This window comes from Calothrix sp. CBUCES-K 9914, from assembly GCF_059640475.1.
On record NZ_JBXXZH010000071.1, the window covers coordinates 1 to 23342 of the forward strand.

At 38.4% G+C, this 23342-nt stretch carries 20 protein-coding genes and 2 pseudogenes; 11 read left to right on the top strand and 11 right to left on the bottom strand.

Annotated elements, in window-relative coordinates; all coding sequences use genetic code 11:
* A partial coding sequence (locus AC2JBO_RS17360) for an NADH:flavin oxidoreductase/NADH oxidase (protein WP_496954904.1) occupies positions 1–867 on the bottom strand: 867 nt, incomplete at its 3' end.
* 221 nt (positions 868–1088) lie between these two features.
* Positions 1089–1412, bottom strand: coding sequence for a thioredoxin (gene trxA / locus AC2JBO_RS17365; protein ID WP_496954905.1), 324 nt, complete (start codon positions 1410–1412; stop codon positions 1089–1091).
* A gap of 81 nt (positions 1413–1493) precedes the next feature.
* Here trxA and AC2JBO_RS17370 point away from each other — a divergent pair, with 81 nt between their 5' ends.
* Entirely contained in the window at positions 1494–1859 is a 366-nt protein-coding gene (locus AC2JBO_RS17370; protein WP_496954906.1) for an ArsR/SmtB family transcription factor, read from the top strand.
* Between the two features lie 134 nt (positions 1860–1993).
* Here the strand turns inward: AC2JBO_RS17370 and AC2JBO_RS17375 are convergent, their stop codons facing one another.
* A complete protein-coding gene (locus AC2JBO_RS17375) occupies positions 1994–2188 on the bottom strand; it encodes a helix-turn-helix domain-containing protein (protein WP_496954907.1) in 195 nt (64 codons plus the stop codon).
* 38 nt (positions 2189–2226) lie between these two features.
* Positions 2227–2580, bottom strand: a complete 354-nt coding sequence (locus AC2JBO_RS17380) for a hypothetical protein (RefSeq protein ID WP_496954908.1) — start codon at positions 2578–2580, stop codon at positions 2227–2229.
* 340 nt (positions 2581–2920) lie between these two features.
* On the opposite strand from AC2JBO_RS17380, the gene bchH reads away from it, so the two are divergent.
* The 3 genes and pseudogenes from bchH to AC2JBO_RS17395 all read left to right on the top strand — a co-directional run bounded on the left by bchH (position 2921) and on the right by AC2JBO_RS17395 (position 8291).
* Positions 2921–6592, top strand: a complete 3672-nt coding sequence (bchH, locus tag AC2JBO_RS17385) for a magnesium chelatase subunit H (RefSeq protein WP_496954909.1) — start codon at positions 2921–2923, stop codon at positions 6590–6592.
* Positions 6593–6731: 139 nt separating this feature from the next.
* Positions 6732–6920, top strand: a pseudogene (locus AC2JBO_RS17390) (D-alanine--D-alanine ligase family protein); the annotation flags it as partial.
* 258 nt (positions 6921–7178) lie between these two features.
* A complete protein-coding gene (locus tag AC2JBO_RS17395; RefSeq protein ID WP_496954910.1) occupies positions 7179–8291 on the top strand; it encodes a glycosyltransferase family 61 protein in 1113 nt (370 codons plus the stop codon).
* Here AC2JBO_RS17395 and AC2JBO_RS17400 read toward each other — a convergent pair.
* Positions 8262–9539, bottom strand: a complete 1278-nt coding sequence (locus tag AC2JBO_RS17400; RefSeq protein ID WP_496954911.1) for a tRNA nucleotidyltransferase/poly(A) polymerase-related protein — start codon at positions 9537–9539, stop codon at positions 8262–8264. The two genes, AC2JBO_RS17395 and AC2JBO_RS17400, sit on opposite strands and share 30 nt — an antisense overlap.
* Positions 9540–9634: 95 nt before the next feature.
* Here AC2JBO_RS17400 and AC2JBO_RS17405 point away from each other — a divergent pair, with 95 nt between their 5' ends.
* Both AC2JBO_RS17405 and tsaB read left to right on the top strand, forming a co-directional pair.
* Positions 9635–9883, top strand: coding sequence for a Ycf34 family protein (locus AC2JBO_RS17405; RefSeq protein ID WP_496954912.1), 249 nt, complete (start codon positions 9635–9637; stop codon positions 9881–9883).
* A gap of 104 nt (positions 9884–9987) precedes the next feature.
* Positions 9988–10602, top strand: a complete 615-nt coding sequence (gene tsaB / locus AC2JBO_RS17410; RefSeq protein WP_496954913.1) for a tRNA (adenosine(37)-N6)-threonylcarbamoyltransferase complex dimerization subunit type 1 TsaB — start codon at positions 9988–9990, stop codon at positions 10600–10602.
* Between the two features lie 120 nt (positions 10603–10722).
* Here tsaB and AC2JBO_RS17415 read toward each other — a convergent pair whose 3' ends face one another.
* A complete protein-coding gene (locus AC2JBO_RS17415) occupies positions 10723–11994 on the bottom strand; it encodes an aspartate aminotransferase family protein (RefSeq protein ID WP_496954914.1) in 1272 nt (423 codons plus the stop codon).
* A 137-nt stretch (positions 11995–12131) separates the two neighbouring features.
* Here AC2JBO_RS17415 and AC2JBO_RS17420 point away from each other — a divergent pair, with 137 nt between their 5' ends.
* The gene (locus AC2JBO_RS17420; protein WP_496954937.1) at positions 12132–13193 is read left to right on the top strand and encodes a potassium channel family protein; all 1062 of its coding nucleotides are present in this window, start codon (positions 12132–12134) and stop codon (positions 13191–13193) included.
* A gap of 23 nt (positions 13194–13216) precedes the next feature.
* Positions 13217–14383: an ABC transporter permease DevC gene (devC, locus tag AC2JBO_RS17425; RefSeq protein ID WP_496954915.1), complete on the top strand. Its 1167-nt coding sequence runs from the start codon at positions 13217–13219 to the stop codon at positions 14381–14383.
* A gap of 18 nt (positions 14384–14401) precedes the next feature.
* Here devC and AC2JBO_RS17430 read toward each other — a convergent pair whose 3' ends face one another.
* Entirely contained in the window at positions 14402–14971 is a 570-nt protein-coding gene (locus AC2JBO_RS17430; protein ID WP_496954916.1) for a methylmalonic aciduria and homocystinuria type D protein, read from the bottom strand.
* Between the two features lie 521 nt (positions 14972–15492).
* On the opposite strand from AC2JBO_RS17430, the gene AC2JBO_RS17435 reads away from it, so the two are divergent.
* Positions 15493–15801: a hypothetical protein gene (locus tag AC2JBO_RS17435; protein ID WP_496954917.1), complete on the top strand. Its 309-nt coding sequence runs from the start codon at positions 15493–15495 to the stop codon at positions 15799–15801.
* A gap of 64 nt (positions 15802–15865) precedes the next feature.
* Here the strand turns inward: AC2JBO_RS17435 and AC2JBO_RS17440 are convergent, their stop codons facing one another.
* Positions 15866–16072 carry a glycogen debranching protein gene (locus AC2JBO_RS17440; protein ID WP_496954918.1) on the bottom strand — a complete coding sequence of 69 codons (207 nt, stop codon included), beginning with the start codon at positions 16070–16072 and terminating at the stop codon, positions 15866–15868.
* Between the two features lie 721 nt (positions 16073–16793).
* Here AC2JBO_RS17440 and AC2JBO_RS17445 point away from each other — a divergent pair.
* A complete protein-coding gene (locus AC2JBO_RS17445) occupies positions 16794–19649 on the top strand; it encodes a bifunctional diguanylate cyclase/phosphodiesterase (RefSeq protein ID WP_496954919.1) in 2856 nt (951 codons plus the stop codon).
* A 260-nt stretch (positions 19650–19909) separates the two neighbouring features.
* On the opposite strand, the pseudogene AC2JBO_RS17450 reads toward AC2JBO_RS17445, so the two are convergent.
* From AC2JBO_RS17450 to AC2JBO_RS17460, 3 genes and pseudogenes are all read right to left on the bottom strand, one after another.
* Positions 19910–20092 (bottom strand): annotated as a pseudogene (locus AC2JBO_RS17450) (efflux RND transporter permease subunit); the annotation flags it as partial.
* On the bottom strand, positions 20005–20253 hold the full coding sequence (locus AC2JBO_RS17455; protein ID WP_496954939.1) for a hypothetical protein: 249 nt from the start codon (positions 20251–20253) through the stop codon (positions 20005–20007). The pseudogene AC2JBO_RS17450 and the gene AC2JBO_RS17455, both read right to left, overlap by 88 nt.
* 170 nt (positions 20254–20423) lie before the next feature.
* Positions 20424–21557, bottom strand: coding sequence for an element excision factor XisI family protein (locus AC2JBO_RS17460; protein WP_496954920.1), 1134 nt, complete (start codon positions 21555–21557; stop codon positions 20424–20426).
* Between the two features lie 303 nt (positions 21558–21860).
* Between AC2JBO_RS17460 and AC2JBO_RS17465 the strand changes: the two genes are divergently transcribed.
* Positions 21861–23318, top strand: coding sequence for a sigma-70 family RNA polymerase sigma factor (locus AC2JBO_RS17465; protein ID WP_496954921.1), 1458 nt, complete (start codon positions 21861–21863; stop codon positions 23316–23318).
* Positions 23319–23342: the final 24 nt, after the last annotated feature.

Here is a 23342-nt window from a genome sequence, read left to right on the forward strand (position 1 = left end):
TTGCAATATACATTTTGGCAGTTTTTGACCCCTCTTTCCTAAAACTTTGTGAGAAATCCGGGTAAAGCCGGAGCTACAATCAATTAAATCAACACCTGCTGCTTTTAATTTACTTGAAAGCTGTACGGAATCCTCAATTGTCCATCCTCCTTCTACCCAGTCGGAACAAGATAATCTAACTGTTAATGGCAAATCTTCTGACCAAACTTCGCGAACTGTTTCGGTAATTTCTAGTGCCAAGCGAATTCGATTTTCAAAGCTACCACCATATTCGTCAGTACGTTTGTTTGATAAGGGTGAGTAAAAACTGTGAACTAAATACCCGTGGGCAAAGTGTAATTCTAACCATTCATATCCCGCTTCCCTTGAACGTATAGCTCCCGTGCGAAATGCTTCTTTAACTGTTTGAATATCTTCGCGCGTCATTTCATGTGGGACTTTCCAAAGATGTTCGTGATCAAAAGCAATGGCACTGGAACCTATTGTTTCCCAACCTCCTTCAATATTTTGAAGATGATTATCACCTTCCCAAGGACGCACGGCACTAGCTTTACGTCCAGCATGTGCTAGCTGTATTCCTGGGACTGCACCGTGTTCTTTAATAAATTTGTTAATGCGGTAAAGTGGTTCGACATGTTCATCTGACCAAATACCCGCATCATAAGGTGTAATTCGTCCGCGCGGTTCAACTGCCGTCGCTTCTGCAATAATTAATCCGGCGCCACCGACTGCACGGGCGCCGAGATGTACCAAGTGCCAGTCAGTTGCCATTCCATCGTCTGAACTATATTGACACATCGGCGATACACCAATACGGTTACGTAAAGTAATGCTTTTAAGTTTGTATGGGTCAAATAAATTTGGCATGATGTTTCGTGGGGTGCGTGACACCACTTACTATCGCGAAACGAAGCGCAATGCTTGTAATGTCACGCACCTTATATCTCCTGGTAAAAATGAAATCAAGTAAGATGCGTGTAAGGTGTGTATAAGGTGTGTATAAGGTGCGTGACGCTATTAGATGCTAGCTTCGTTTAGAAATTGTTGTAGCGTCACACACCCTACTTAACTCTTAACTCTTCACTTTGTTACAAATACTGTGATAAAGTTTTAGTCAAGGTTGTTTTTGGCACTGCGCCTACGACCGTATCTACTTGCCGACCCCCCTTGAAGACCATTAGTGTAGGAATACTGCGGATCCCGTAATGGCTGGCAACCGTGGGATTTTGATCTGTATTCAATTTCACCACTTTTACCTGTCCAGAGTACTCGGCAGCAACCTCGTCTACCACGGGAGTCACCATCCGACACGGGCCACACCAGGGTGCCCAAAAATCGACTAGCACTGGTATCGAGCTTTCTAAGACCTCTTGTTTAAATGTGGCTTCTGTCACATTTGTAACGGATGACATACTCGCCTCCCAAATAGTATTTCCTTAGTTCGATTTTATCGAATAAATAAAATATAGTCCTTTTTGTTAGATAATGCAAGTATGAGATTTCTATATCATCCAGACCAAAAAGATATGACCTTAGCAGGAGTCCTTTATGCTTTGGGCGACCCTGTACGATTAGAGATAGTTAGGCAGTTAGCAGTGACTGGAGAACAGTGCTGCGCTGGCTTTGATTTTGCAATCGCAAAGTCAACTATGTCAAACCACTTCAAGATTTTACGTGAATCTGGTGTGGTGCTGACTCGCAAAGAGGGGACGCAGCATATCAACTCATTGCGACGTAATGACTTGGAAGTGTTATTTCCTGGTTTGTTGGACGCTGTTTTGCGTTCAGCGCATCCGATGGAAATTATTACTGCTCCCAGAGAAGGTGCAAGAGAACCTGCAATTGCATCAAGCAATTAACTGCATGTATACGCCATACCTAATTTTAAACGCTTTCGCGGAAGTGTTTTGGTGTGGCGCCAACAATTTTGCGCGCATTGGGAAGTAAAATGGCTTGGGTTAGAAAATCCAACTTGGTACGCAATTTCTGAATATTACGTTACGGTTAGTAGTAATTTTGCTCTCTCGATTCTTCGCTGTAAAATATAACGATGTGGAGGTTTTCCTACCAAAGACTTGAAAGCACGTGCGAAGTGGAATTGACTCATGGGGACTAAATTAGCAATTGTTTCTTTCGATAATTCTTCTGCGAGGTTGTCTTCTCTGTTGGGTGGAGGCTTTGCGTTCACGTAGTGTTCCGAAGGAAAACCCAACATACTACTAACTATTATTTACGTGTACTACCAGCATTCTTTTGCGCTTCCGCATAAATTGTTAATGCAGCAGCCATGTGTTGTTCTGCTTCCTCACCCTTTGATTGAAACCATGCTAAAGTTTCAGAATCAATACGAATAGCAACAGTTGCCAATGATGAAGGCATTTTTAACTTTGCTTTTGAGAAAAACTCATCCGTGAGAGGCGGAATATCTGATGTGTCAATATCATCGTCACTCATTGCGTCAATTTTAGACCAATCGGTTCTTGAGGAATTGTTCATAACGTCTCTATAAACATCAGCAAAATCAAAACCGTGCTTATTAATGTTGAGTTCGTTTTTTCGCTCATCCCACTCAAAATTCACGTGTAAAATTCATTAGTTAAACTTATTCACCTATCAGAATAAATGCAAATAGCTTTGTGCAAGCGTTAGGTGTTAATTGAACGCGAGAGTATAGACTATGAGCAATTTAGTCATGATAACATAACTGGATTTATTTAGGGATGTTCCTAATTGACGAACTAATCTTCTAGAACTTACGATACTGTTACAACGCTCTTGTCAGTGCGTGACGCTACAAGTCTTGTAACAACGGAGTAAATTTTTTCGTAGCGTCACGCACCCTACAGTAGTCCCTTCTTCATCCTAAGAATTCGTTTAAAATTAAAGTAAATATTTTGTTTACTTATTTTTACTTTTGGGCATGAAACGCATCGTTTTGATTGCTGGGTTTGAATCGTTCAACGCTGACTTATATCGTAAAGCGGCAGAAATGGCTGCTTTACGTTGTCCTGAGTTAGATGTGTGTGTATATAGCGATAGGGATATAAGTAGTAAGCGAGTTGAGGTTGAAGCAGCACTTAAGAGCGCCGATGTGTTTTTTGGCAGTTTATTATTTGACTACGACCAAGTGATTTGGTTACGTGAGAGAATACAGCAAATTCCGATTCGGCTTGTGTTTGAGTCAGCTTTGGAACTGATGGCGTTAACTAAGGTAGGCGCCTTTGCTATCGGTGATAAGCCCAAGGGAATGCCCAAACCAGTAAAATTTATACTCGATAAATTCAGTAATGGACGTGAGGAGGATAAGCTCGCAGGTTATATTAGCTTTTTGAAGATTGGCCCGAAACTGCTCAAATATGTCCCCGTCCAAAAAGTTCAAGACCTCCGCAACTGGCTTATTATATATGGATATTGGAATGCTGGCGGCGCCGATAATGTTGCATCACTATTTTGGACGCTTGCCGAAAAATACCTAAATGTTAAAGTTGGAGAAATACCCCCACCTGTTGAAACTCCGAATATGGGGTTATTACATCCCGACTACCAAGGATATTTTGAATCACCGCGCGGATATTTAGAATGGTATCAATGTAAAGACGCGACATGTCACGTCTCTACATCGCCCGTTATTGGAATTCTGCTATATCGTAAACACGTTATTACCAAACAACCTTATGTGAGTCAATTAATTAAAAAATTTGAAAATGCTGGTTTAATACCACTACCTATATTTATTAACGGTGTCGAAGGACATGTAGCTGTTCGTGACTGGATGACGAGCGAGCATGAAACTACTCAGCGTTCTGCTGGTAATATTGAAACACCTTCTTTGTCTAAAGAAGCAGTTAAAGTTGATGCAATAGTTTCCACAATTGGTTTTCCTCTTGTTGGTGGTCCAGCCGGTTCGATGGAAGCAGGTAGACAAATTGAAGTAGCAAAAAGAATTCTTAGCAGTAAAAATATTCCGTATTTTGTGGCAGCACCTCTGTTAATTCAAGATATTCACTCTTGGACTCGTCAGGGTATTGGTGGGTTGCAAAGTGTAGTTTTATACGCTTTGCCGGAATTGGATGGCGCCATTGATACTGTTCCTTTGGGTGGTTTAGTCGGGGAAGATATATATTTAGTACCGGAACGTGTTAATAGATTGATTGGCAGGGTTAAAAGTTGGGTTAGTTTGAGACAAAAACCTGCTTCGGAACGTAAAATAGCTGTGATACTATATGGCTTTCCTCCTGGTTATGGCGCCACTGGTACAGCAGCTTTGTTAAATGTGCCTCGTAGTTTGGTTAAGTTCTTAGAAGCTTTGAAGGCTCAAGGTTATGATGTGGGAGAATTTCCCGAAGATGGGGAAGAGTTAATTAAGCAAGTTAAAGATGCTGATGAATTTAATGTAGAACAGGACAGGCAAGATGCCTATCCTACAGTGGTTAATGCTAGGACTTTGGAGAAGTGGCTTGGTTATTTACAAACTACGCGCGTTGAGAAGCAGTGGAAGTCTTTGACGGATAGTGGTATTAAAACTTATGGTGATGAGTTTCATATTGGTGGTGTCAATTTAGGTAATGTTTGGATTGGTACACAACCTCCTTTGGGTATTCAAGGAGACCCGATGCGGTTGATGTTTGAACGTGATTTGACACCTCATCCGCAGTATGCTGCTTATTATAAGTGGTTACAAAATGAGTTTCAGGCTGATGCTATAGTTCATTTTGGTATGCATGGTACTGTGGAATGGTTGCCTGGTTCTCCTTTGGGTAATACTGGTTATTCTTGGTCGGATATTTTATTGGGTGATTTGCCTAATTTATATATATATGCTGCGAATAATCCTTCAGAGTCTATATTGGCGAAGCGTCGCGGTTATGGGACTTTGATATCGCACAATGTTCCCCCTTATGGACGCGCGGGGTTGTATAAGGAGTTGGTTGCTTTACGAGATTTAATTGCTGAGTATCGTGAGGAGCCTACGAAAAATTATGTTTTGAAGGAAGCTATTTGTAAGAAGATTGTTGATAGTGGGTTGGATAGTGATTGTCCTTTTGAAGAAGCGCGTAAGTTGGGGATTAGTTTTAGTCCTGAGAATGTGAATATGTTTAGCGCGCGTGTTTTTGATGATTATTTGGTGGTGTTGTATGAGTATTTGCAGGTTTTAGAGAATAGGTTGTTTTCTTCGGGGTTACATGTTTTGGGTAAGGCGCCGGATGAGGAGAGGATGGAGTGTTATTTGGAGGCCTATTTTGGAGAGAATGAACCACAAAGGCACAAAGAACACAAAGAAGAAGAGAGGAGAGTTAGAGAGTTGTTGATGCAAACAACAGATGAGTTGACAAATCTTTTGCGGGGTTTGAATGGTGAGTATATTCTGCCGGCGCCTGGTGGTGATTTGTTACGTGATGGTGCTGGGGTTTTACCTACGGGGAGGAATATTCATGCTTTAGACCCTTATCGAATGCCTTCTCCTGCTGCTTATGAGAGGGGTAGGGAGATTACTAGGAAGATTTTGGCGCAGCATTTGGAGGCAAATGGGGAGTATCCAGAGACTGTTGCTGTGATGTTATGGGGGTTGGATGCGATTAAAACTAAGGGTGAGTCGTTGGGTATTTTGTTGGAGTTGGTTGGCGCCGAACCTGTTAAAGAGGGTACGGGACGCATTGTTCGTTATGAGTTGAAGTCTTTGGAGGAACTTGGGCGCCCTCGTATTGATGTTTTGGCGAATTTATCAGGAATTTTTCGTGATAGCTTTGTTAATATTATTGAGTTGTTGGATGATTTGTTTGCGCGCGCGGCAGAAGTGGATGAGCCGGAAGAGAAGAATTATATTAGAAAACACGCTTTAGCTTTGAAAGCACAAGGTGTAGAAAATGTCTCGGCAAGATTATTTTCTAACCCAGCAGGTGATTTTGGTTCGCTCGTCAATGACCAAGTTGTTGATGGTAATTGGGAATCTGGAGACGAACTTGGTAATACTTGGCAAAGTCGTAATGCTTTTAGTTACGGTAGAAACGATAAAGGACAAGCGCGTAAAGAGGTGTTGAGTACTTTGCTCAAAACTACAAGTCAAATAGTTCAAGAAATAGATTCTGTAGAATATGGTTTAACTGATATTCAAGAATATTATGCTAATACAGGAGGTTTGAAAAAAGCCGCAGAAAAGCAACGTGGTAAGAAAGTTACTGCTAGTTTTGTGGAGAGTTTTTCTAAAGATACCACACCTCGACAATTAGATGACTTATTAAGAATGGAATACCGCACCAAGTTACTAAACCCCAAATGGGCTGATGCTATGGTAAACCAAGGAAGTGGTGGCGCCTATGAAATATCTCAGCGCATGACAGCATTAATAGGTTGGGGTGGTACTGTTGATTTTACCGATAACTGGGTTTATGACCAAGCTACCGATACTTACGCATTAGACGCTGAAATGGCAGAGAAACTACGTAAAGCAAACCCCGAAGCATTCCGTAATATCATCAGCAGAATGTTGGAAGCTAATGGAAGGGGGTTTTGGGATGCAAGCGAAGATAAATTGCAGAAACTTAGAGAGTTATATGAGTTAACAGATGAACAATTAGAAGGAGTAACACTTTAATTAATATTTATAAACGGTGACAAAATTGGCAACGGATGTAACGGATTGAACGGATGTAGGGTGCGTGACGCTATAACATTTGACAACGAAGCGAATAATCCTGTAGCGTCACGCACCATAACACTATAGCCTTGGTTGTCGTGATGCCGCGCGCGTCGATCTGCGCTGCAATGCTAGCGGTATATTGCAGTTTATGGAAATTAACCCATTGCCAGGGCTACACCATATCCGCTCAGACCTTCCAATTATGGGGCGTTTAGCTGGTGTGACATACACAGAAATCATTGCTCTTATAGTTGAGTTTGCATGGCAAAGATACAAGTGTTGACCCAGTCAATCAGATTTGGGCATTATCTAAAAGAGTCAGTTGGTATGAATGTGTTGCCTTCTTTTTAAATTATGCGGCAGCAAGAATTTTGTTTCTTTCCAAGCTTTTTAGATACTTCACGTAGTGAGGATGCTCTTCTTTGCTTTGCGAAATGCAGTGTACTTTGTGGTTCGTTAAACCCCCCTAAAGATAGTAGACATCTCCAAACACTGCACGTTAATATTTGAAATTACTGGCGCCACGAACACAGGTATACAAATGAATTTACTAGGGCAAGTTAAAAAGCAGTTCAAGCGGTTAATTCTTAAGAGCGTTTCGATTGATACAGCTTATGATAGTAAAATCAGTAAATATAACGTAGTGTTACCAGAGACTATTGCAACTCCAGAAGCTTTGCAAATGGTTTTTGCTGATGAAGCGAAATATCTACAGGCAGAAACTCATTCTACACCTCTTGCTTATACTGTTGTTTTATCAAATGTGTTCTATTGTCCTCAGTACTCGATTATTTTAACTCCAGATAGAAAAATTATTCGTGATTCTTTTAATACTGTTAAACCAATTGAAGATTTTAAGCTTGATGATTTATTTACTGCCAACGTTGAAGATATCTCTGGATATTCTGTGATTTTGCATCAAATTACAAATAATTATTATCATACAGTCGTTGATAATCTGCCTCGTTTTTATTTGACTTCTTTACATAATATTATTCATGATAATGATAATCACATAAAACTTTTGCATTCACGTAAAATTTTTGATATAGAAAAGTTTTACTTATCAAAATTCCTTTCACCTAATATTCAAATTTGTCCTGTTCATAATTATGCGTCTCGAAACACGCAAATCTTTCGTTTAGAAAAGTTAATATTATCAAAATTTTTAAATCATAATTTCAGTGGTTTCATTCCCAGTCAATATAGGAACCAAATTTTTAACCAGTTTTTACCTCAAAGACCGCGCGTTAGGAATAAACGAATTTTTATTTCTCGTAAACAAGCTTATAATAGGCGCCATATTCTCAATGAAGCTGAGGTGATGCAGGTTGTTTCGAGATACGGGTTTGAGGTCTACACCCTGGAAACAATACCCCTCACTCAACAGATAGAGCTTTTTTATGATGCTCTTGCTGTCGTTGCGACTCATGGCGCCGGGTTAACTAATATATTGTTTTCAGAAAGTATTAAAGTATTGGAATTGTTTCCTTATCCTTTTGTTATTCCTTACTTCTATTATTTGGCAAAATCAATGGGTCATCAGTACCATTATTGGTGTGGTGATTGTCAGTATGATAAAGTGCATGGCTGGAATAATGATTATTGTGTTGATGTGAACCAGTTAGAGCAGATTTTGAAACGTTTGTTTTAATCCCTGTGCGTTCTCTGTGGTAATAAGTAATTGTCGTGCGTATTCTATGGCTTGTTGGGGGGTAGAAATTATACCTTCTATTTGTGCTACGGCAATTTCAGTTAACAATTCACCTACCAGTGGCGAAGCTGGTAGGTTTAATGCTATGATTAACTCCTTCCCATTTAATAAGGATTTGGGATGAGCAACCGGATCATCAGGGTTAAGGTAGCGGGATATTAAGGGTGCTATTTCCCCTACCAAGTTATCACAAGCTAGCGCCATGATGCATGTCGTGGGCAATACAGTTTCGGCTTCTTTGAACAAAAAATATTGTTCACGCAATGACATCTGTGGCTTTTTCAACTGCGGGTAAAGTTTTAATGCAGTAACTACAGCTCTTATTTCGGCACGACTGTATGTAAGTTCAGTCAGTTCTAGTTCGGCTATTTCTGGCTTTGGACTTACTATACAGGCTAGCTTGGCAATATCTAGCCATGTAGTTTTTATTGTATCACGAACGTTTTTATTTAGTTCCAAAATGAGTTGGCGCCATGTTTGGCACAGTTCATTCGCTGCGGCATCAATTTTTAATAAACGCGCGCATCCTTCTGTAGTTGTATTTTTGAAGAATGGCGCCAGTAATTTATCTTCAATAGCTTTTATTATCCAAGGTGTTCCTTCGGATGTCAGCATGTAACTGAGTTCGGTGCGTACTCTTTCTGCGGCAACTTTACTTAAATTAGGCGCCAGCTTACGAATAGTATTATGAGTATGAGTTTCAATATTAAAGTTTAATTGTGCTGCTTGACGGTATCCTCGCATTAACCGTAGGGGGTCATCTTCGAGGTTTTTTTGCGAAATCATTCGTATAACGCGCGCTTCAATATCAGCGTAACCCTGTAGTGGGTCGATAATTTGCCGAGTGTAGGGGTCGAAGGCGATAGCGTTAATGGTAAAATCGCGTCTGAGTAAATCTATTTCTAAGCTGTTTCCTTCTTGCTGGGCAATATCTACTGTCGCACTCGGAAATACTACTCGTGCAATTTGTCTTTCTGGGTCGAGCAGTACAAACCCTGCTTTATAATGTGCTGCAAGTTGCTTGGCTGAAGAAACCGCATTCAAAGGCAATATAAAATCTAAGTCTAAATACGAGCGCTTTCTCCCTAGTATCGCATCTCTCACGGCGCCACCGACTAGATATATAGGTCGTGGCAACAAGTTTAAGTCAAAAGGATAGTTATCGGGAGATAAGAAAGCTAAAGACATTTTAATAAAATTAATAAAATTCAGTCAGAAGTTTAGTCAATTACCCAGCGGCTTGAGTTAGATTAACAATACAAAGTTACGGAGTTGATTCTATTATGTGTGTTTGTGTCAACTGCCACTATGTAGACCGCTGTTTTACCTACCATGCAGTAGAAACGCAGCACGAACAGCCTCATTTAACCGAAACACCAGATTTCGACCCAAATGAACCATCTATCAATGTTAACATCCGTCCGCGCGGGGATATTATTGAAATGGAATGGGATGTTGTTGGCTGTTTGAGCTTTAAGGAAGAAAAGGGTAAGTGGTCGAAGCTGCGTCCAGGTGAACTTGTGCCTACTTGATGCGGTAAAATTTAATAGTTTTATGGTAGATGTGGAATGCGGCTACTGCTGGTAAAGGAGTAGTCGTTAATTTTTACCACTCCAGACACAGAGTACATAGATTGATGGAAGCGAATAGGTACGGTTTAGCACTACATACTAGTACACCAGAGTTAGGTTTGGCGATAAGTAATTTTGTTGATACACGTTCTGAGGTTTGGAATTTGGAGCGTGAGTTATCAAATCTTTTACACGAGTATTTAATCAAGTTTATTAAACCACAAACTTGGAAGGATATTGCTTTTATTGCTGTGGCAAGAGGTCCAGGTGGTTTTACTGGTACACGTATTGGTATGGTTGCCGCACGCACTTTAGGTCAACAATTAGATATACCTGTGTTTGCTGTTTCTAATTTAGCAGCAGTGGCGTTGTCTGAGGGTTCAGGAGAAATTATTGCGGTGCAAATGCCAGCACAGCGAGGACAATTATTTGGAGCAGTTTTTCAAATGGCGCCGACTGTGGGGTTAAATGTATTAGTTCCGGATGCTGTTTACACTCCTGAAGCTTGGAATGAAAAGTTGGCTAGTTTGGATGACTATAAGTTAGTTGATGCTAAATCTGGGTTAGCTGCTACTGTAACGGGTATTTTACAGCTTGCTTATTTTGATTGGCAACTGGGTCGGCGCCCTAATTGGTCGTCCGCTCTACCTTTTTACGGACAGCACCCTGTTGATAACTAAATAACAAAAATCTCTTGTTCTTTGTGTTCTTTGTGTTTTTTGTGTCTTTGTGGTTCGTTAAAGAAATAAACCACAAAGGGCACAAAGGGCACAAAGGAAAGAAGATTAAGTTATGCGTTTTTAGTTATTAACTTGTATAAACGCGCGTTCGAGTGCTTGCAATGCTAAGTCAATTTCGGCTTCGGTGACAATTAATGGTGGTACAAAACGAATTACTTTTGGTCCTGCGGGAACCAGTAATAGTCCTTCCTTAATAGCAGCGTTGACTACATCGCTGGAAGTTAACTCGATATCACTGTTTAATTCCATACCATTAATTAATCCCCAGCCTCGGATATCACTGATAAGGTGCGGGTATTTAGCGGCTATTTGATTTAATCCCGCACGTAATTGCTCACCTCTTGCTTGTACATTTGCTAGTATGTTTTGTTTCTCTATTGTTTCGCATACTGCTAGCGCAACTCCACATGCGAAGGGGTTGCCTCCAAATGTCGAAGCGTGTTCTCCAGGTTGGAATACGTCACAGAATTTTTTCGCTAACATGGCGCCTATGGGAATACCACCACCTAAACCTTTGGCACTAGTTAAAATGTCTGGTTCAATACCAAGATTTTCATAACCCCATAGTTTACCACTGCGCCCCATCCCTACTTGCACTTCGTCAAAAATTAATAGTACCCCAGTTTCGTTACAAATTTGACGCAGTTTGCGGAAGTAGGAAATATCCCCTGGACGTACCCCTCCTTCTCCCTGTAATGGTTCGATTAATATTGCCGCAACTCCGTAGTCTCCCTCATCAAGTTCACCTATTGCCGCTTCAACCGCACCAAAGTCATTATATGGCACATGACTAAATCCAGGAACTAGGGGATCAAAATGCTTTTGATATTTTGGTTGCGCTGTTGCTGTGATTGTCGCTAAAGTTCGACCGTGAAAACTTGAATGTGCTGTTAGAATGATTGGGCGTTCTATTTTTAATACTGTATGCGCGTATTTACGTGTTAGTTTAATCGCAGCTTCGTTTGCTTCGGCGCCAGAGTTGCAAAAGAAAACTCGGTCAAGACTTGAGTGGTTAACTAGCCATGTGGCTAAATCTCCCTGTTCAGGAATATAGTACAAATTAGAAACGTGATGTAGCTTCTGAATTTGACGTGTAACAGCTTCAACCATTGCTGGATGAGCGTGTCCTAGTGTACAAGTAGCAATTCCTGCGACAAAATCTAAGTATTCGCGTCCTTGTGTATCCCAAACACGACACCCTGCACCCCGTTCTAAAGCTATTGCATACCGTCCATAAGTTGACATCACAGCTTTATCAAAGCCATTATTGTCAAATTCGTTTGACGTTGATGTTCCCGATGTTGATTGTAATGTTGCTAGCTCAATGCTCACGACTTGCGGCACCTCCTACAAATACCTATTCTACAGCCAAGTCTTTATTCTATGGCTATTTTTCTCAGTACTAATTCCTAGTTTAATTAGTTTATTTAAATATTGTATTGCGAGTGACGGTTGTGAAAAAAAGAACTGTGTACTCAACGTTTGAGCAAAAATATGAGCGCATCCAAAGGGAGTTGATGGTTGGAACGCTTGCGCTTATTGGTGTTTTCCTTACTGGTACTTTTTGGTACACCGTAATTGAACGTTGGTCTTGGCAAGATGCAGCGTATATGACTGTAATTACCTTAGCTACCGTTGGTTTTGGTGAAATACACCCTCTCGGTAATAGAGGTAGATTATTTACGATTGCGCTAATCTTAATGGGGGTAATTACTATTGGTTACATAGTCAATCGATTTACAGAAGCTGTAATCGAAGGTTATTTTCAAGAAGGTATCCGACTTAGACAACGGCGACGGCTAATGAATTTGTTATCAGGGCATTATATCATTTGTGGGTTTAGTCGAACGGGTCGTCAAATTGCTAAAGAATTCCAAGCAGAAGACGTAGCGTTCATTGTTGTGGATTCGGAGGTTGAATCGATGCGGTATGCTCAACAAGAGGGGTATACGGCATATCAAGGTGATGCGACCCTAGATGAAACTTTATTACAAGTGGGCATCGAAAAAGCGGTTTGTATTGTCGCGGCACTTCCATCTGATGCTGAAAATCTTTATACTGTTCTTTCTGCCAAAACTTTAAATCCTGCTATTCGTGCTATCGCGCGCGCTAGTACGGAAGAAGCTGTGCAAAAGTTGCAGCGTGGTGGTGCCGATGTAGTAGTCTCTCCTTATATTACAGGTGGCAAGCGCATGGCAGCTGCTGCACTACGACCCCAAGTTATGGACTTCGTTGAAGGTATACTCACCGGTGCTGGCCGTCAACTCTATATAGAACAACTTTTGATTGACCCAGCTGTTTGCCCCGTTGTTGGGTTAACATTGCAGAAAGCTTGCTTACGCGCGCAAACTGGTGCATTAGTATTAGCTATTCAACGTGACGATGGTTCTGTGATCGGTGGACCGACGGGAGATACGCTATTACTGCCAGGGGACTTACTCATCTGCATGGGAACCGCAGACCAACTGCGAGACCTTAACCAAATTCTCAAACCTCTTGATATCAAGTCAAGGCGCCGTCAGAAGCAATAATCAATGTACGGATAATTGCGTAGATGATAGGTAAAATTTTGTTTAAGATTCCGTTAGCTTGGCAACAGTTAATTAAGGAAAAGACACGTTTAGCGGTTGCAGTTGCTGGTATCACGTTTGCAAATATACTAATGTTCGCTCAAATGGGGTTTGAAGGAGCGTTGTTTGATAGTGCAGTAGCTCCCCATAAACTTCTTCGTGGTGACTTAGTTATAGTTAGTCGCAATTTTGAAACTATTTACTCAATTAAGGATTTTCCTATTGAGCGTTTATTTCAAGCGCGCGGATTTGGGGGAATTGAGACGGTTAGTCCAGTGTATATTGGTTTGGGTAAGTGGAATAATCCAGAAACTCAAGGTTTGCAAACGATTTTGATTATTGGCACTAACCCAGCAAACCAGATTTTTAAATCTCCCCAAATTAATAGTCGTCTCAATCAACTCCAAATACAGAATCAGGTATTATTTGATAGTGTTGCTTTACCGAAAAACAGTTATATTGCATCGTTATTTTACAGTCAGTCTTTACCGGAAACTGAGGTAAATCAAACCAAAGTGCGTATTGGGGGTTATTTTGAACTGGGTAAATCATTTGCTACCTATGGAAATGTGATTGTCAGTGATTTTACTTTCCTACAACTGTTTAAGAATCACGAACCGAACCAAATTGCTACAGGTTTAATTAAATTAAAGAGTGGCGCCAATGTTCAACAGGTTAAAAATAACTTACGATTGGGCTTGCCGGACGACGTTTTGATACTGACACATCAAGAGTATATCAATATGGAGAGGAACTATTGGGGAAAAACAACCCCCATTGGTTTTATGTTTGGAGCAGGTGTTGTTGTTTCTTTTATTGTGGGTTGCGTTATTGTCTATCAAATACTATACTCAGATATCTCGGCGCATTTAGCTGAGTATGCAATGCTCAAAGCAATTGGTTATACAAATAAGTACTTATTGTCAGTTCTCGGGCAAGAGGCTTTCATTTTAGCTGTTTTGGGTTATATACCTGGGTTTGTAGTCGCTTTAGGATTTTATGAACTTGCAACAAATACGACAAAGTTACCCGTATTTATGACACTTGAACGTGGCGCCAGCGTCTTTGTGCTGACATTAATTATGTGCTTCGTTTCTGGTATTATCGCCATGCAAAAACTACGTTCTGCAGACCCAGCAGATTTAATGTAATATTATTGAACTAACTAGTTAACTATTAGTAATTGGTTGGACGATATCCTCCCAACTATGTAATTTAGCGACAGTTCTCAACATCCACTCAATCATAACTGGAGGCGCCTCAGAAATCAGGATACCGGGATAAACAGCGGTTCCCCAACTAGGATGAAGAACAACACGACACTTATTTTTAATAATTGGGTATCCGAGTAACGCTTTGACGACAGCAGTATCATCATGGGGAAACTCTCCGGGACGGGACAACAAAGGATAACCAGTGCGTGGGTCTATTAAATCTGTTAAATACCCTTGGTCACGTAAGTTGAACGCAACATCAAACCCGTACCGAATAAACTGCTCGCGCAAAATCTGTTTTTCAGCGTCAACCACAGAATTATTTTCTAATAATTCGTAGCGCGCTTGTGCTAGTACAACAGCAACCCACATTGACCTGTTCCTCCAGTCTGGAAATATCCGCTCGCGGTTGGTACAGATATATTGACTTGGAGAATGAATCGAAATTTGAATAGCTTGTCCCGTTTTGCCAACCAAGTGGATGGGATAGCTTTCATCCGAAGTCCTAACTGTGAAATAATCCACGGATTTAATACTGTTTTTTACACTATGAAGTTTGAATTGGTCTTTCGTACCGATAATAACTCTTAATTTTTAAGAAAAAACATGTTTTTTTTGCAAATTCAAAGTTTATATGCTGAATTGTAAAATTTTTATATTTTTTTTAACATCCCTTTTAGCTTTTCTTAATAATTTGCTAGATTGTACGAGAAAATCGAATTTTGACTCCCATCCAATTTAAATTGAGCGTATTTTTGCATTTATCTCTGTGTTGATGTTTTGGGAGTAAAGATTTTTACCACAGAGACTTCTAAGACACAGAGAAGGGAGTAGTGATTTGATTCTGTTTGTGTACATTTACGATAAATTGGTACAAAGTTTATATCTACCTTAAGTAAGACTCTGCACACTTGCTGATTTAGTCAGCCATAATTGAACTATCAAAAATTACAACTTTTAATTCTTTTATTAACGGTGTTTTATACCTCGCTCGAATCTTGAAAAGGATTCTGGCGCCGTGGTGCAATGTTAGCAGTTAGCAGACGTTGCCCATAAAAAACGTTTTTATTAAATCATCAGGACAACTTGGTTTGAAAATGCAATATCGTTCAAATAACAATACAAACAAAGTAATTGGTGCCTTGATTGTAGCAAAACTAGTAGTGGCAGGCTATTTAGGCATCCAGTTTTTTGGTAATGGAATGACTTACGCGAAAAACAATGTGTCATCTGCAACCGTAAAGAGTTATCCGACCTCGCTTCCTTGGATAACTACCAAGTCAGACTGTACACATCGAGGAAAAGATTGGCGTAATGGAAAATGTTGGGACTCAGAACATGATATGTTGTTCTAACCAAAAAATGTAGAGACGCGATACATCGCGTCTTTGATATCGCGTCTTCCTTATAATACAACCATTAATTAAGCGTCAAAGCATTTACAGGTACTTCATCCCAAGACGTAACCTTGCGTAGTCTTGCCTCCCAACCCCACGCTTTTTGGACTTCGGTCAAGTTTTTCCGAAAAGACTCGTGGCAATCTTTGGCATGAGACTCACTACAGGTTGCGATACACGCATGAATCATACCGGATGCATCGATTTGTTCGTTTACCCAAATAGTCACGATAATTCCCCCAAATACTTGAGTTCTATGATTTTATCCGATTTCCACTTCTATTTAAGCGCATTTACAAAGTTCAAGCGCTTTTCTCAAACACTTGTAATAATACCTTAGCGCCGGGAGCAAATGCCTGAATCCTTACAATTGTTGCAAGCTTAAAATATAAAGTTTAGCTTGGTAAGTTGAGTAGGTTTTGTAAGTATGCAAAGTGAGTCATCGCACCTACTATGGTTTTTTGTTACACAAATTAATCAGCGGTGCCTCTGAAAGGTTACCTTGAAATGCTTGTAAGTACTAGATGCTATAGTTATAATCCGTATAAATACTAACTAGCGTGCTGTTAAATATTGTAAACTTAAGTATTTTTACTGACAGAGATTTAGAAAAAACTTTGATATGTTACGCAAATATTTGTGGAGATAAAATCTTGGTTAATACAAAATCTTAGTTTGTCAGGATTTCTATACAAAATCTTTATTTTATTGATTAAAGCAAAAAGTATTTTATAAAATTAACTTCAAACCTGACTGTTATGACTTTCTTCTTTTTGAAGCTGTTTATAAATAAAATATAAAAAATGTCATCGATATGACAAACCGATGAAATAATATTATTGCTGTCTTGAGGAGTTGATATTTAAAATAATAGCTAAATATTACAATTTTTAGCTGTTTATAACTTGATTCATAAACACCTTCACTAGATAATTTCGTACAAATTAACTATGGACACAGTTACAGAAAAGCTTTTAGTACCGAGCTACGTAGAATATTTGTTAGTGACTGAGGAATTATTAACAAAAGAAATTTATTCGAGTTGGCAATGTTTCGCTGACACTCCAAATCATCTAGCGCAAGGCAAAGATATTCGTATTGCTTTTCCAGAGTTGATAGGAGAAGAAAGTCGTCTCACTGATATTTTACTTGGGCAAAGCGAAGGCTTAGAGTTGAAGAAAATTATTAGAACTAAAAAATCTAAATCTTTGCATATTGACTTATATATTACATCGCATAATAATTTGTTAGTTTTTTTACTTAAGAATACGAATGAAAAAACTATTTTAGAGCAAAGAATAATTGAGCAAAACAATGAAAAAAATATCTTGCTAACTTCTTTATATACTTATCAGAACTATCATAATCAAGTTCTGACATCAATCCAAGACGTATTAATTGTTACTAATTTACTAGGATGCATAATCACAGTTAATCAAGCTGCTCTTGATTTATTTGAATATAGTCAAGATGAATTGATAAATGAACCAATTTCTAAGCTACTCAAAGATGATACTTTTGTATTAAAAACTCATGAGTTACAAAAGAGAGCTTCAAAAAAGTTATTGAAGAATGATTCGGTTATTTGTGAGTCCAAAACGGGGAATAAAATAATTCTTTCGTGTTCTAGTTCTGTTATAGAAACAGATTCAAAAGATTTGTATTATTTTATTTATACGGGTCAAGATAGTACAGAAAAGCAAATTGCGTTAGCTGCTCTACGCGAAAGTGAGGAACGGTTTAAAACATTTATGAATAACAGTCCTACTGTTGCTTTTATGAAGGACTGTTTAGGACGATTTATTTATATAAATGAAACGTTCGAGCAAAAGTTTAATATTAAATTTGCTGATTTGTATTTAAAAAGTGATTTTGATTGGTTGCCAGAACCAGTAGCAAGTGAGGTTTACAAAAATGATTCTTATGTTTTTTCTACGGGTAATGCTGTGCAGGTAATTGAATCTGTTCCAACACCAGACAGGTATCATTGTCAATGGTTGGTTTTCAAGTTTCCTTTCAGAGATAGTAAAGGAGAACAGTTAGTTGGAGGTGTTGCAGTCGATATTACTGAAAGACAGCTTCTTGAACAACAGTTATTTGAAGAAAAAGAGTTAGCACAGGTAACGTTGAAATCTATTGCTGATGCTGTGATTACAACTGATGTGCATGGAAAAGTAAAATATCTAAACCCAGTTGCAGAAAAAATAACTGGTTGGAGTTTTGAAAAAGCGCAAGGAAAAGCAATTGCAAGAGTTTTTAAAGTTGTTAATGAACTTACTCAGGAGAAAGTTAAAAAACCATTAGAAAAACTATTGCCTTTTGACTATAATTCTGGTATTAGCAAAGAGTATACTTTAATTACTCGTAATGGTAACAAAGTTAGTATTGATTATTCTATCGCACCTATTCACGCTCTTAACGGTCAAACTATCGGCGCCGTTATCGTATTTCAAGATGTTAGTAATAAACGCAGTATGGCAAGGCAGTTATCCTGGCAAGCAACTCACGACACTTTGACACAACTACTGAATAGAAGCGAATTTGAGCGTCGTCTGTCCGATAGTTTATCAAGTATAAAAACAGAACAACAACATGCTTTACTTTTTTTAGACTTAGACCGATTTAAAGTTGTTAATGATACGTGTGGACACATCGCTGGTGACGAATTATTACGTCAAGTGACTGCATTATTTAAAGAATCTATTCGCAGTTCAGATACTTTAGCACGTTTAGGTGGAGATGAGTTTGGTATACTGTTAGAAGGTTGTCCTATAGACTCAGCATTACGAATTGCGAAAACAATATTAAAGTGTTTGAAAGATTTTCGGTTTGTTTGGCAAGATAAAAGCTTTAGTATTGGTGTCAGCATTGGGTTAGTTGCAGTTAAAGCGGATGGTTTGACCATGAGTAATTTATTGAGTGCTGCTGATGCTGCTTGTTATGTCGCTAAAAATAAAGGACGTAACCGGGTGCATATATATCAAGCTGACGATAGTGAGTTCATCCAAGCCAAAAATGAGATGCAATGGGCAACACAAATTTCCCAAGCTTTAGAAAAAAATAGTTTCTCTCTATATTATCAACCGATTGTTTCCACCTCTCCTGAAAAATTTGATTGCAAATATAATCATGAATATTATGAAGTTTTGTTAAGGCTAATTGACGAAACGGGTAAGGAAGTTTTACCGATGGTATTCATTCCTGCGGCAGAACGTTATAATTTAATGCCTGCTATCGACCGTTGGGTTATTAGTACACTTTTCGCAAATCTTGCAGTTCACAGAAGAGAAATATTTAGTTATTGTCATCATCATGATTGTAATCGCTGCATTATGTATAATATCAATCTTTCCGGCGCCAGTATTAACGATGATAGCTTTATGGAGTTTGTACGAGAGCAATTGCAGTTATATCAAATTCCTCCACAAATAATTTGCTTTGAAATAACCGAAACCCTAGCAATTTCCAACTTACTCAAAGCTGCAAACTTTATCCGCGCGTTGAAAGAGTTAGGGTGTAGGTTTGCGTTAGATGACTTTGGTAGTGGTATGTCATCATGGGGTTATTTGAAAAACATGCCAGTAGATTATCTCAAAATAGACGGAAGTTTTATTAAAAACATCGTCAAAGAAAAAATAGACATGGCAATGGTAGAAGCTATCAATAAAATTGGTCATTTAATGGGTATAAAAACGATTGCCGAATATGTAGAAAATCAGGAGATATTAGAAACACTCAAAGCAATAGGAGTTGACTACGTACAGGGTTACGGCATCGCCAGACCACACCCTTTATTCGTGGCATAAATGTAGGGTGCGGAACTGTTTTGTCAGATAAAGCAAGCGAACCGGTTCTTTCGTTCTTAGCGTGCTAATTTTTAATTACAGTCGATAACTTTCCTTTAAAATCAAGGCTTACAGGTGCTTATAACCCAAATTTCTAACCAGGATACCTTCCTTGTAGTTAATAATGGCTGTAATATAAGCCTTATAAAAGTTTTAAGCTTATTTTTCAACTTTTTTAGCACGCTAAGTACGCAAGAGCCGAGAGTAAGGGGTACACCCGCGCGGTCAAATTGAGCTTCTAATTCTTTAATTGCCGCACGTACACCTTTAGCAACTTCTGCAACATTGGCGCCAATACGGCGAATAATACCAATAGCTACAGTGGGATTATCATTAAATAACAACGCACTATCTTGAGGTTTACGACCCATCTGTATTTGAGCAACATCGCGTAAATATACCGTGGTGTTAATACTCGCCAACCAATAACGCCGGCACCGATAACCAGTCCTGCCAGTAAAACTCCAAGCCAAGGTTTTCGAGTTGGAGTATAATCATCACTGATATGCTCATCCTCAAAAGTAGCTTGTGTATCTGTAACAATCTCAAACTCTTTCGGACTCATAGTGCATCCCTCCTTCCTCTACACAGTTAACCCTTACTATCCCGATACAATTTTTAACAAAATGTATGAAATGTCTATGAAAGGTTTATGAAAAATTTTTAATAATTTGTAGTAAGCACTTTAGTGCTTAAATATCAGTGCTTAAATGTCAGTGCTTCAAAACTCACTGGTTAAATAACCCGGCGCCTACGTCGTCTTCTAAGCTGCGTCTCATTAGCTTTTTGCATCTCCTGAGCATTTACGATAAGTAACTTAGCGATTTCAAGCTTGATTTCTGTTAATTTACTTAAAGACTCCGAATCTTGAACATTAATTTCGTCCAATAATCGCATCGCCATGCCAATATAATTAGTTATACTCAGCGTTTGAACATGTCTATTAGCTTGAATAATGCTTGACCTGTATATAAATAGAAAGATAACGCTAATAGATTGTGTAATGCCGCCGCTGATACTGCCAACTAGAATTAAAGTTAAACTAGGCTTTTGATATACAAGTGCAATAGTTACTGCCACCAACCCAAACCCACAAAGCATCGTAATGAGGCTGAGTCTAAAAATCCAATCTACCTGTTGAAGATTGCGGTTAAAATAAGCTGTAAGTAATGCTGTAAATATATCCCAAGAAGGCTTGACTTTCTTTTGACTGTCTGATAAACGTGTCGCTTCTTGATAATTAAACTCTGTAAGCAAAGTTAATTGGTTAGGAAGATTATCAAGAATCGTCCAAGTTATTAAACTTAATATTGCACCAAACGCTAAAACAATACTAACTCCAAAAAAGCTAAACTTATCAAGCGTAGAATTATATCTTAATAGTAGAGATAAAACAATTCCGGTAATCAGAAGAAACAAGAAAAATACTATATATATAGCTATTCTACCCGATTTACTGGAAAAAGCATAATCGGCGCCTGGTATTGATGGATTAACTGGGTTCAGAACGGAATTATTCAAAAACCTTCTTGGTAAAGCAATATAATCTTTGTTTACACCTTGTCTAATTAAATCTTTAGCAATTTTCTTCCTCGTTTTATCGACTCTAATCTCAACGCCCTTACCTGTTAGATAAACTAGAATTAAAATCTTGTTTATTTCTCGTCCCTTCTTCCAGCCAGTTTGTACAAGTGCGTACTGGTTATTAGAGTCATCAAATTTTGTTTCGACCTCTATGGTTTTGCTTCTCGGTATTAAACTGGCATGGTAGAGAATAACTTGTTTGACAATTTCTCTATGCTCAGTAACTATGTCAGCACTATCTGGGATATTCATATTTTTTTTAGGCGCCTTGTAAAATACTGTCAAGCTTTCCTCTTTGCGTTCTCTGTGCCTTTGTGGTAAATATTATCACTATTGAGACACAGAGAACACATGTTTGGACGCTCTTACTGATGGATGTAAATTATAGCCCCAGTAAAATGAAATAACCACCAGTCGGTGCGTGACGCTACAAGTCTTATTTCTACGTTGAAGTTTTTTCGTTGCGTCACACACCCTACCGCTCATTGCATAATTGACAAGTCATGGCGCCCATAACTAGATAGGAGTCTACAAAAGGAGCTTTGCTGGTTCTGACTTCTATACAGTAGCGACAAGGGATGAAAGTTCATGAAGAAACGTGAAGATATAATTCAAAAATTTTCAACTTTTCTTAGCTTTGAGGATAAAAATCGTCACAAGCATTTACTTTGGCACGCTGAACCAAGACTTGAGCGAAGAATGAAATTTATAGTTGAATCGAATTTAGAAGCTCAAGCAGATTTTTGGGCACGCTATTTCTTAAAAGTTGCTAAAGAAATAACCCCCATTCAGAATACACAAATACAAGAAGCAACATTATCTTCTGCAATGGCTGGAAAACATTTAGCAGCTTATTTACAAGAAGCTTGTCTTTGGACTGCTCAAACATTATACCGCAAGTTTATATTTTTGAGACATAAATACTCACTTGAAGACTATTTTCAAATTGGTAACACTGCTGCAAATCCACCAACCAAAATTTTAAAAAGTTTTAATTTTGAATATTCTCACACTAATATAGAAGCTTATGCAAGAACAGCAATAATTCGTGCCGTAAAAAACCAAATTTATCAACAAGACGTTGAAGCTAAAAGAATTAAGTTCTCTGATTACGCTCTTCTCAAGGATTTAAGTAATAAAGAGTTAAAAGAATGTTTATTGTCAGCAGGTATTAATCAAGAACAAGTTAACTTATATTGCTTAGTTTGTCAATGCTTTGATGAAATTTATCACCCATCTGATGGTTTATCGGGTCGTAGTTTAGGAAAACCCAATCAGAAACAGCTAGAAGATATTGCATTATATTATAATCAGCGATGTAATCAATTGAATTTAAATACACAAATAGCAACGTCAGAACAAATTCAAGAAATGCTCTTAACTTGTATTCGACTAGCTCGTGAATACCGAACTAAACGTTTTTTGCCTTTAGAAGATAGAGACGAAAACATTGTAGACTTTAGAGCAAATCCTTTAGATGTAGTAATAGAGCAAGAGGAAAGAAATGATATATACGTACTTACTTCTAAATTATTTACAGAGTTTTCTGAAGTTAGTCAAATAATGTTTAAGCTTTGGTTGGGGTTAAATTTAACCCAGACAGAAATAGCAATGGTATTAAAGGATAAATATCCGGAATTTCAAAAACAGTATCAGATTGCTCGTCAATTGGGTAAAACAAGTAAGCTTTTATTGAAAAACTTTATTAATGAATGGAATTATACCAATCCGGAAAATTTAATTACTGATGACAAAAATATGGAATTAATTCAAGAATCATTAATACATTGTTTACAATTATATTGTCAAAAAAAATTGCTTAGTTTACTAGAAAAAATCAGAAATGAATTGAATTACAAACAAGGAGTTTTAATCGGTGCGAGTAAAAATGACTCAGAAATATCAAACTTATGTTTTAGTGAAGGAGAATCATTACAGATTGCTTTTCAAAATGATCTAGAAAAAAAGATGCATCTCAAAACAAATTCTCTTGGATTTGTAAAAAAGAAGCTAACTGAATTTATAGACAAGTGTTTATATATTTAGTTATAATTTATTGAAGAATTAAGG

What these genes read in the sequence shown, in the direction of transcription:
- bchH (WP_496954909.1), top strand. Translation starts at nt 2,921, where the DNA reads ATGAAACGCATCGTTTTGATTGCTGGGTTTGAATCGTTCAACGCTGAC.
- AC2JBO_RS17465 (WP_496954921.1), top strand. Translation starts at nt 21,861, where the DNA reads ATGAAGAAACGTGAAGATATAATTCAAAAATTTTCAACTTTTCTTAGC.
- AC2JBO_RS17400 (WP_496954911.1), bottom strand. Translation starts at nt 9,539, where the DNA reads ATGTCTTTAGCTTTCTTATCTCCCGATAACTATCCTTTTGACTTAAAC.
- trxA (WP_496954905.1), bottom strand. Translation starts at nt 1,412, where the DNA reads ATGTCATCCGTTACAAATGTGACAGAAGCCACATTTAAACAAGAGGTC.
- AC2JBO_RS17455 (WP_496954939.1), bottom strand. Translation starts at nt 20,253, where the DNA reads ATGAGTCCGAAAGAGTTTGAGATTGTTACAGATACACAAGCTACTTTT.
- AC2JBO_RS17405 (WP_496954912.1), top strand. Translation starts at nt 9,635, where the DNA reads ATGTGTGTTTGTGTCAACTGCCACTATGTAGACCGCTGTTTTACCTAC.
- AC2JBO_RS17370 (WP_496954906.1), top strand. Translation starts at nt 1,494, where the DNA reads ATGAGATTTCTATATCATCCAGACCAAAAAGATATGACCTTAGCAGGA.
- AC2JBO_RS17395 (WP_496954910.1), top strand. Translation starts at nt 7,179, where the DNA reads ATGAATTTACTAGGGCAAGTTAAAAAGCAGTTCAAGCGGTTAATTCTT.
- tsaB (WP_496954913.1), top strand. Translation starts at nt 9,988, where the DNA reads ATGGAAGCGAATAGGTACGGTTTAGCACTACATACTAGTACACCAGAG.
- devC (WP_496954915.1), top strand. Translation starts at nt 13,217, where the DNA reads ATGATAGGTAAAATTTTGTTTAAGATTCCGTTAGCTTGGCAACAGTTA.
- AC2JBO_RS17445 (WP_496954919.1), top strand. Translation starts at nt 16,794, where the DNA reads ATGGACACAGTTACAGAAAAGCTTTTAGTACCGAGCTACGTAGAATAT.